This window comes from Mesoflavibacter sp. CH_XMU1422-2, assembly GCF_037029245.1.
Classification (GTDB): Bacteria; Bacteroidota; Bacteroidia; order Flavobacteriales; family Flavobacteriaceae; genus Mesoflavibacter; species Mesoflavibacter zeaxanthinifaciens.
Genome location: NZ_JAYMEE010000003.1, coordinates 1 through 2,926, shown reverse-complemented (window position 1 = coordinate 2,926; position 2,926 = coordinate 1). Strand labels below are relative to the sequence as shown.

4 protein-coding genes are annotated in these 2,926 nt (G+C 30.6%); all 4 read left to right on the top strand.

All coding sequences use genetic code 11. The features are described from left to right. The first annotated feature begins 222 nt into the window (after window positions 1–222). The 4 genes from WA340_RS01130 (at window position 223) to WA340_RS01115 (ending at window position 2,804) form a co-directional block, all read left to right on the top strand. Window positions 223–564, top strand: coding sequence for a type II toxin-antitoxin system RelE/ParE family toxin (locus WA340_RS01130; protein ID WP_336126955.1), 342 nt, complete (start codon window positions 223–225; stop codon window positions 562–564). After that, a complete protein-coding gene (locus WA340_RS01125; RefSeq protein WP_076614752.1) occupies window positions 561–848 on the top strand; it encodes a helix-turn-helix domain-containing protein in 288 nt (95 codons plus the stop codon). Before WA340_RS01130 ends, WA340_RS01125 begins: the two co-directional genes overlap by 4 nt. Window positions 849–1,601: 753 nt before the next feature. After that, complete coding sequence (locus tag WA340_RS01120) at window positions 1,602–2,216, top strand: hypothetical protein (RefSeq protein WP_336126954.1); 615 nt, start codon at window positions 1,602–1,604, stop codon at window positions 2,214–2,216. A 150-nt stretch (window positions 2,217–2,366) separates the two neighbouring features. Beyond that, entirely contained in the window at window positions 2,367–2,804 is a 438-nt protein-coding gene (locus WA340_RS01115; protein WP_336126953.1) for a hypothetical protein, read from the top strand. Window positions 2,805–2,926 lie beyond the last annotated feature (122 nt).

Here is a 2,926-nt window from a genome sequence, read left to right as displayed (position 1 = left end):
AATAGATTGCTAACTTAAGATGTATAACCGCAATTACGGCGGATTCGACTACGTCCGAATCCACTCGGAATTGCTAACGCCAGTGCCAAACCGAAAATTAACGCATATTAACCCGTAACTGACGGTTATACGAGACCGTTGGCAAACATTAAAAACTACTTATAAGTTTACAATTAACGAAACTTTTTATATATTTGTATCATATTTGATTTTATAACCATAATGATAAAACGATTTGAAACAAAGTTACTTGAAGAAGCTTTTGAATTTATAGAGAAACAAAACCTAAAAGCAAGAAAGAAAATATTTCATAATATAAGAAGAGCAGAACAACAACCTGACCCAAAGTTTTTTAAAAAATTGACTGACGAAATTTGGGAATTTAGAACACTATATTCTGGAATACAATATAGACTTTTAGCTTTTTGGGACAAAGAAAATAAAACCAAAACTTTAGTTTTTGCAACTCACGGAATTATTAAGAAAACTAGCAAAGTAGATCTAAAAGAAATCGACAAAGCGGATAATATTAGAAAAACGTATTTTAAAAATAAAAAGAAATGAAAAGTTACACTTTAGACCAAGCAGAAGACCTTTTAATTGGAAAAAAAGGAACAGAAGAAAGAGATGAATATGAATTTGAATTAAAACTCGAATTGATTGGTGACATGATAAAAACTGCTCGAAAAAAACGAAAACTGACTCAAGAACAATTAGGAGAATTAGTTGGAGTTAAAAAAGCCCAAATATCTAGACTTGAAAATAGTACTGGAAATGTGACTTTTGAAACTGTTATGCGAATTTTCAACGCTTTAGGAGCAAAACTGAATTTAAATCTTCAAATGTAAAAATAACGATTTGCCAACACCGTATATAATTTATTGCTAGTTCTAGCCTACTTACGAAAATCCTCGCGGATTTTCTATTCGGTTTTTATTTGCTAAATTAGTTGCTTAAATCACGCAACAAACCATATACAAACCGTTAGCTTTAATGCTGGAGCAAGTTTGCGGTTTGAAAAAAGCCTGGTTTATTTTTCGATTTTTTTTTTAGAATTTTAAGGTAGATAAATCAGAAAAACTGTGTGCGGAATTTGAAAATTTTCGGAATTATCACTCAAACGTGGAATGAAAAACAACAGCGGAATTGCTTACTCAAACTCTGAATTGAATTACGGTTGACTTTTTAGCTTGTTTGCGCAATCGGAACTGGAATAATAACGCTGGAATTACTCACTCAAACCTGAATTAAAAAACGGTCGGAATTTGAGCAAGTTTACGAATGAACTAAAAACGGAAATTAAAGAAATTGGAATAAAATGCTGACCGAAAAACAAAAAGCGGAATGAATTATAAAAGCACTAAAAGCTAACAACGTGTATAATTCATTACGGCGGAATTTCCTATCGGAAATTCAACTCGTTTAGCTATCTTTAGTGCGTCAGCGGAAAATACTCGCGCATTTTCCCGTTACTGACGCTTATACAAAACCGTTGTAAGCAATTTGAGAAAGCTCTTTACTCAACCAAAAACATCGTTCACTCATTATGACTTTTACAGAAAAATTAGATGAATTAATTTTGAGAAACTAAAGAATTAAAAATGAAATTTTCGATAACACTCTCACTTCTTCTCTTTTCTCTTCTCACTTTCGGACAAGAACTGACCGAAATAAAATCGTCATTGGAAAAACTAAAGATTGACGAAAATGGCACGTACGAATCTGACAAATGGTATTACAATCCTGACAAAGCTGATATTAAAAAAATAAAAATAGAAACTCTGAATAATGTGCTGTCTGAATATGATTTATATAGTGCAGTTTTAGAGGGTTTTTATGGATGGCACGAAAAAACTTCTCGATGTTTAATCTTGAGAAAAGTCGACAACGGAGAATTGACAATTATTGACCCAATATGGTATAACGGAATAAGTACTGAATTGATTAAAATGGTAATCGGATATGAATTCAAAAGCAAGGAAGAACTTCAAATATTCACTTTTGAATTACAAGGAGTAATGCTAATTGGTTCTACACATAATAAGGAATTTAAAAATACTGTATTTGGAGAAAACAAAATTAGTTTTGACTTATACGATTCATATCAAGAAGAAAGGATTTGGAGAAAAATTGAAATTGGAATTAAGAACAATAAAATTGAATTTCTTACTTCAACAAATCCGGTAACAAACGAAATACGAACAATAGAAAAATAAAAACTGCTTACAACACCGTGTATAATTCATTGCTAGTTATAGCCTACTTACGAAAGTCCTCGCGGACTTTCTATCTGTGATTTATTTGCTAACTTTAGTGCTTAAACACGCAACGAAATCATACACAAAACCGTTGGCAACCATTTAGAAATGACTGATTTTAAAAACATCCCTTTAGAACTTAAAAATCTTTTAGTTCATTCTTTAATGTTACCTTTTTGGTATATGTCAATATATGTTTTCTATCCTGAATTATATAACAAATCTGACTCTATTATTATTTATGCTACCTGCATATGTTTAACAATTTGCTCTGCTTTTATAGCTTCTATGTTGACTTTGGCAACTGAAAAAGAAGAGAAAGATATATTACATAGAAACATTGTTTACCCTAGTTGTGTGATTCAAATATCTTGGTTTTCTTTGCTTTTTATAATAAGTTATGTATCAAAAAAAGTATGGAATAACACATTCGAATTTTATGGTTTTGTTTTAACTTATTTTATTTTTATGCTTATTCTTTATATTTTGTTTTCTAACGAAACAAGAAAGGAAACAAATAAGGGAGAACAAAAATCTGGAAAATAATCCATGAAAAAATAAATATTATTAACCGGAAAAACGGTCGCCAACAAAGAACTGAGGCAATAAACAAGTAAAATATTAATTATTTATTGCTAGAGTACTTCTATGTTCACCATTGTAAGGCA